This is a genomic window from Nostoc flagelliforme FACHB-838 (assembly GCF_014698065.1).
Lineage (GTDB): Bacteria > Cyanobacteriota > Cyanobacteriia > Cyanobacteriales > Nostocaceae > Nostoc > Nostoc flagelliforme_B.
Map to the genome: position 1 here is coordinate 1 of NZ_JACJSI010000353.1, position 6016 is coordinate 6016.

Below are 6016 nucleotides of genomic sequence, written 5' to 3' on the forward strand. Positions count from 1 at the left end.
TCAATTTCTAATTCAACAGGTTAAAAATATTCTCAGCAATTGACAATTAAATTTTTCGAGAGTGCCTTCAGGTACAAGCAACCTTTTTAGTTGTTTTTGTTCTCGTAGATTATACGCGAACAAATTATGATTTATTCCATTATCTATTTTCCCTTAACCGAGCAGTATTGCGATTAGCGCAAGCTGGCAACTACCGCCATAAAAATACCCCCAGAATATGGGGGCGAATTTTGTGGTAAAAAGCGCTGTCGAAAGTGGGCAATTGTGTCATGATCTGGGTGTAGATTACCTGCCAAAAAGCGAAACGGGATAGATTCGTAAGTAGCTCTATAGTACTTTCCCCTTACGGAAGTAAGCAATTAACGCATGAAAAGACCGCTTAAAGTTTTATGTATAAAAATTCTGCTGACTTGGGTATTTGCATATCCCTCAATTCAGTTTTTGCTAGCGATTAATAACATTTACTTAGAAGACAACGTAAAGCAATACATATACCCAGCTCTGACCATAGCTATAATAATAGGTTTAATCATAGAATACAAAGTTAAAAATGTAGAGAAGTAACTAAAGTTGGCTTGTAAACGCATGAGAGAAGCTGTTGACATTTTCCTTATCCGGGAAGGAATGATATCAATTCTGATATCAATACCCCACAAAGAGCGATGGCGTAACCACAGCGATCGGAACTCTCCTGAGTGAGCTTATGACGCAGCAGAGATTACCTGACCAATCCGCTTGAGAATTTGCAAAACACTGTACAGTTCTCTGGCAGATGCAAACGGGGCGAAGACCCTTGACAGGTCGTACTGTGGCGTATTTGTTTGCGTCACTTTCACAAATAAAATATCATCGCTATTCGTCACCATACCGAACACAGGTTTATTGGGGTTGGGGTTAGCCATCAGGTAAGCCAGGGCTTGCGGTACAGCTGACCAAACCGAAAGCGTGGTTTTTTTTGACTCTAACACCATGACCCAGAACTGATCTTGCAGCACTAAAACATCAATCCGTCCGCGCAGTATCTCCTCGCCATCATTCAGCACCAATTCCACGGATGATTCAGCCTTAATCCGAAAAGGAGGATCGTAAAACCCGGAGAGTGCAAGAATTGGTGACACCAGCAACAATATGACTGTCCCTTCTAGTAAATCACCTCCGGCACGATGATAGAGATATCTACGCCGCAGGACATCCACAGAAGCTTTTTCCGCTTCTGTAATTTCAGGTAATCCTTCATACCACTCTGGGAAAAACTGCTCATCTTCAACGCGGACGAAACCGAATCGATTTTCTGCATCCAATAGAGTGGTAATCGCTTCTGTAATTGCTGCGGTCTGTGTCATTGCTTCTAGGTAACAGTTGCCTTGCTCTTTTATTGCATCTCTCCCATCTTTATTATCGTCAATTGGCGCGATGGCGTACCCGCCCGCTGGAAGCGATCGCTTCTAGCGGGCGGGTACGCCATCGCAAAGAAAGTAGTAGATACTGATGTAGATATATATATAGTGAGAATGAAAGTTTACGCTCTATTGAGACGGATAACGTGACTATGGATACTAGTATCACGACGGAAATCTTAGAAAAAAATTACGCGCTAGCCATAGGCGAGAGTTTTACGACGCTCGACATCGACCCAGACGTAATCTCACAGTTGTTAAGCGATACACGCAGCGCTGGCACCCGCCGCGCCTACTCGAAAGATTTACGAGACTTTTTCGCTTTCTCAACCGGTAAACAACCCGACCGCGCCTTAGTTCTGGAATTTTTGCACCTCGAACACCGTCACGCGATCGCTGTGGTTTTGAAGTTCAAGGCGTACTTGATGAATGAGCGAAAACTAGCTGAGAACACCGTTAATCGGAAGTTAGCGGCGATTAAGTCGATGGTGGCGATGGGGCGTAAACTTGGGGTGTGTGCCTTTTCCCTGGAAGATGTGAAAGCCGAGAAGGTGCAGACTTACCGGGATACTTCCGGCGTGGAAGCTAGCGATTACGCTGCGGTTTTGAAGCTGGTAGACCGAACCACAGTGAAGGGTAAGAGGGACTATGCAATCTTGCGCCTACTTTGGGACAATGCCCTAAGACGAAATGAAGTTTGTTCTCTAAATGTGGGAGACTTCAACCCACAGGCGGGAACTCTTCAAATATTGGGTAAGGGCAAAGGAACGCAAAAGGTAGCAATCGAACTTACCCGAAAGACCGTTGAGGCGTTAACCGATTGGGTAATCGCCAGCAGTAAGGCAAGCAGGTTAACCGAGCCGATGTTTGGTTCGATGGCGTACCGCAAAGGTGATAAAGAAGATAGGTTGATTGGCGAGTCGATCCGGCGGTTGGTCGATGGTTTATGCAAACAGGCGGGAATCACCAAAAAGATGTCACCGCACCGGGTACGACACAGTTCGATAACGACCGCGCTAGATCACAGTAACGGGAACTATCGCAAGGTTCAAAATCTTAGCCGTCACGCCAATATTGATACTATCCGAAAATATGATGACAACCGTCAACGCCAGAAACAGCAACGTGAAATATCAGGCGTTTTGGCGGATTTGGTGTGAAGTATACTTCTGTCAAACTCAATTTTTATCTTGGTGCTTTTGTGGTTCGGCAAGGGAGAGGGGGATTGTCACCCTCTCCGAACTTAACCTGAGTTTCGTGCGAAAACTATCTTATGATTTTGCTTTTTAGATTAAATTGTAGATAGCAGAGCAACTAACTCTGGTTTTTTCTTCTTGTTATATCCAGAAAATCCTTGCTTTTTCGCCATATCTTTAAGCTGGGTAACTGTCAAAGTATTCAAATTAGTAGCTGTAGAAACCTTTGGTGTAATGACTTCTGGTTCTGATTGAGGAGTGAGATAAAATACCTCCTTGAGTGCATCCAGCTTTTTCCCTTTGGTTATGCCGCATTTCAGGTTTGTAATTGGCTCGAAGGTTTCCCAATATTTGCGTGGAGCTTCATCAATACGATTGGTAGCAATCGCCAGTTTCAAACCTTTTAACTCACTTTCAGGTTTCTCAATGAGATACTGCAAAGCCGCTTGGATTTCATCTCTGCTTGCAGTTGACAGATTAACTTTAGGTATTAACTCACCAGTTAGAATCCTAGTGAGTTCAAATGTTTTCTCACTAGAATCTGCAACAATGCACCATACCCTTTCTAAACCGACTTCCTCAGCGATGGCGTAAATAAATGAGTTGCCGATGACTTCATACTGATCTTCTTCGATTTCTTTAACAATCACCGGAACCCAATTGCGACCACCTGATTCAATCAATACTCTTGCAGCTGCTTTGATACAAAACTCTGGTGCATCCGTGCCTTTTCCTGGGTTGATTTCACGCGTATCAAGGCACATCAAATTTCCAACATTAGTTAAGCTCATATCTTTAGACCTTTTATTGTTATTGCAAAAAGTATTCTTTCACTAGTGCCAAATAATACTCACAGGCTATTTTGTGTTTATAAGCAGCAGGTACACGAGTAAATGCACCGCCTGCAATGTGCGCGAAACTGGGTATGCCAAAAATATGATGGTCTTCCCTTGCAGAAGTGGATTTGGGGTAAAAGTATGGCGTTAGGTCAATAGGATTAACTTTATCCTTCTTGCCTTTTGCTAAAATTTCGTTTATGGCCTGTTCTGCACTGAGTCTCTGAGCTTCTGTAATGGATTCACCGTTGAAAAAGATAGGTAGAGCAATCGGCCCTCCGTCTTTTCTCCCTTTTTGAATTTCGGGTACAAAACGTTTAATTACTGTCACCGCGTTTTCCAGGGAGAAGATGCTGTTGTGCTTGGTGGGAATCAAAACCACATCTGCTGCACAAACTGCACTCTGGCTAAATAATCTCCAATTGGGTGGAGAGTCAATCAAAATATAGTCGTATCGCAAGTTGAATGGCTCTAGTGCTTGTCGCAGTCTGACAGGACTGATCATGTGACGCAACTTTTCTTCTTCCAGATTTTGAAGTTTTTCATCACTGGTAATGATGTCAAATTGCCATAAAATATCTTTTTTTGGGGAGAACTTACCAGATTTACAATTTGGAGCAAGTAAATAATTTTTGAGTTGGTTGACTGTTGCCTTATATTGTGCAGAATTTGGGCTAAGGTTGATATTCTTGCCTTTTGCCTCCACTAACAGGTAAGGATTTGACTTGGTGTTGATGAAGATGTCGCTGCCAGAGTTCTTGCGAACAGCGTAATCTACAGTATTACCACCATTCCCTGTAGTAAACTGTGGAACAGTTTCGATTAAGTCAAAACCCAGGATAGTTAGTAGCTCTGAGATAAATATGCTACTAACTATTGGTTCGGTAGCACTATCTGGAAGGCTGATTAGCGCTTGTTTGATTTTGGAAAAATCCATAAAAATCAATCTTTATACACAAATATAGAGCCGCTAAATCGGCATAATTAATACTTAGTGTATTCAGATACTTTATGTTCGTCATCTGTAAAATTAACAGTTGGCGTTTTTGTAACTAAGTTAGATTTTTCTTTCTTAGGGGAATCGTCATCTAGTCTGCGCGTCTTGTTTTCAGGCGTTGCCGTACTATAACAATATTGATATATTTAGAGGGTATGCTGTGCTTGAAACCCGTGTTGTTTTCTACCAGGAAGAGGATGGCGAAGACTAGCGATGCAATAAAAATCATTAACAAGATGACCAGCAGCGACCCTGAGCTTGAGGCAATGGTGGAGTCAGCCTCTATTAATGCTCTTGTGGCACAGCTAATTTATGAAGCCAGAACTTCATCGGGGTTAACACAGAAACAGCTTGCTGAACTTGTTGGCACAAAACAACCTGTGATTGCAGGGCTTGAAGATGCCGACTATGAGGGACACTCCCTTTCAATGCTACAAAAAATCGCTCACGCTCTCAATCAACGGGTAGTGATTCAGCTTGCTCCGATGGAACACGAGCAAAGCGCATAGGGTGTTCTAGTAGCAATGGATGAGTAGGCAATGGAAGCGTGTTCAGTATTTAGGTAAGTTGAATACCTGGATACCCAAATATTCATACAGCCAAATTAGCTGGGTACTCTCTTAGCAATATTCTGTTTCTATTTATTGTGAAGAGAGTAGCAGCATAATTAAGGTACTTCCCAAATTTCTTAAGTATGAGTTCTGGAATGCCGACATGGAAACGATGAAGTTGCGATCGCATATTGGGGCAGATGGTATATTGCAAATCCAGACACCCACTGATTTAAAAGATACGAATGTTGAGGTAGTGGTGGTTATACAGCCCTTAGCTGATGCAGAAGTTGCAACATCCTCAGAAGCGCAAGCACAATATAACGCTTGGGGAAAGCCTACGACAAAAAAATCGATAAGTAATGCAATTGCCAGAATGGAACAACTGCGACGAGAAGTAGCGTTAGATAAAACGTCAATCCGCTCCATGATAGAAGAGGGGCGAAGATTTTAATGCGGTTTGTTTTGGATTGTTCTGTAGCAATTAGCTGGTGTTTGGTGGATGAAAATAACCCCACTGCTAATGCAATACTAGCAATGATGCCGGATGCTGAAGCATTTGTACCGGGGATTTGGTCACTGGAGATTGCTAATGTTTTACTGGTAGCTGAACGGCGTAATCGTATGACTCAGGAACAATCTGAGGAAGCTATTGCTTTGTTACAGTCGCTATTGATTCAGGTTGATACGGCTACTGATGCAAATGCTTTGGGTGCAACCTTGACGCTGGGGAGACAGGAAGGTTTAGCCGCTTATGACGCAGCTTATTTAGAATTAGCGTTGCGGTTGGGATTACCTTTAGCAACGATTGATCAAAGGTTAGCTCTGGCGGCTACGAGGTGTGGCGTGGATTTGGTCGTTGCCGATGAAGAAACGCCTTCAATTGGGGAGACTCCATAAGCCAGGTTGTCATTTACGAAAAATAACCCTCATTTGTCACTCTAGGCAGAGGAAAAGTAGAAATCAGGGTGAGTCAGGAAAATAAAAATTGAACTGGTGAGGTTATAAATAATAGATTGAAGTTTAGAAAAACCCAAAG

At 42.8% G+C, this 6016-nt stretch carries 7 protein-coding genes; 4 read left to right on the forward strand and 3 right to left on the reverse strand.

Features of this window, described 5'->3' with window-relative positions; translation table 11 throughout:
* Window positions 1-701: 701 nt before the first annotated feature.
* On the reverse strand, window positions 702-1343 hold the full coding sequence (locus H6G97_RS43445) for a type I restriction endonuclease subunit R (RefSeq protein ID WP_190946705.1): 642 nt from the start codon (window positions 1341-1343) through the stop codon (window positions 702-704).
* A gap of 206 nt (window positions 1344-1549) precedes the next feature.
* On the opposite strand from H6G97_RS43445, the gene H6G97_RS43450 reads away from it, so the two are divergent.
* Entirely contained in the window at window positions 1550-2557 is a 1008-nt protein-coding gene (locus H6G97_RS43450) for a tyrosine-type recombinase/integrase (protein WP_190946706.1), read from the forward strand.
* Window positions 2558-2688: 131 nt separating this feature from the next.
* On the opposite strand, the gene H6G97_RS43455 is transcribed toward H6G97_RS43450, so the two are convergent.
* Together H6G97_RS43455 and H6G97_RS43460 are read right to left on the reverse strand one after the other, a co-directional pair.
* Complete coding sequence (locus tag H6G97_RS43455; RefSeq protein ID WP_190946707.1) at window positions 2689-3384, reverse strand: ParB N-terminal domain-containing protein; 696 nt, start codon at window positions 3382-3384, stop codon at window positions 2689-2691.
* A gap of 19 nt (window positions 3385-3403) precedes the next feature.
* Complete coding sequence (locus tag H6G97_RS43460; protein ID WP_190946708.1) at window positions 3404-4366, reverse strand: ParA family protein; 963 nt, start codon at window positions 4364-4366, stop codon at window positions 3404-3406.
* A 257-nt stretch (window positions 4367-4623) separates the two neighbouring features.
* On the opposite strand from H6G97_RS43460, the gene H6G97_RS43465 reads away from it, so the two are divergent.
* From H6G97_RS43465 to H6G97_RS43475, 3 genes are all read left to right on the forward strand, one after another.
* Window positions 4624-4935 carry a helix-turn-helix domain-containing protein gene (locus tag H6G97_RS43465; RefSeq protein ID WP_190946709.1) on the forward strand — a complete coding sequence of 104 codons (312 nt, stop codon included), beginning with the start codon at window positions 4624-4626 and terminating at the stop codon, window positions 4933-4935.
* A 205-nt stretch (window positions 4936-5140) separates the two neighbouring features.
* Window positions 5141-5431 carry a hypothetical protein gene (locus tag H6G97_RS43470; protein ID WP_163930318.1) on the forward strand — a complete coding sequence of 97 codons (291 nt, stop codon included), beginning with the start codon at window positions 5141-5143 and terminating at the stop codon, window positions 5429-5431.
* Complete coding sequence (locus H6G97_RS43475; RefSeq protein WP_190946710.1) at window positions 5431-5877, forward strand: type II toxin-antitoxin system VapC family toxin; 447 nt, start codon at window positions 5431-5433, stop codon at window positions 5875-5877. The genes H6G97_RS43470 and H6G97_RS43475 overlap by 1 nt, the downstream gene beginning before the upstream one ends.
* Window positions 5878-6016: the final 139 nt, after the last annotated feature.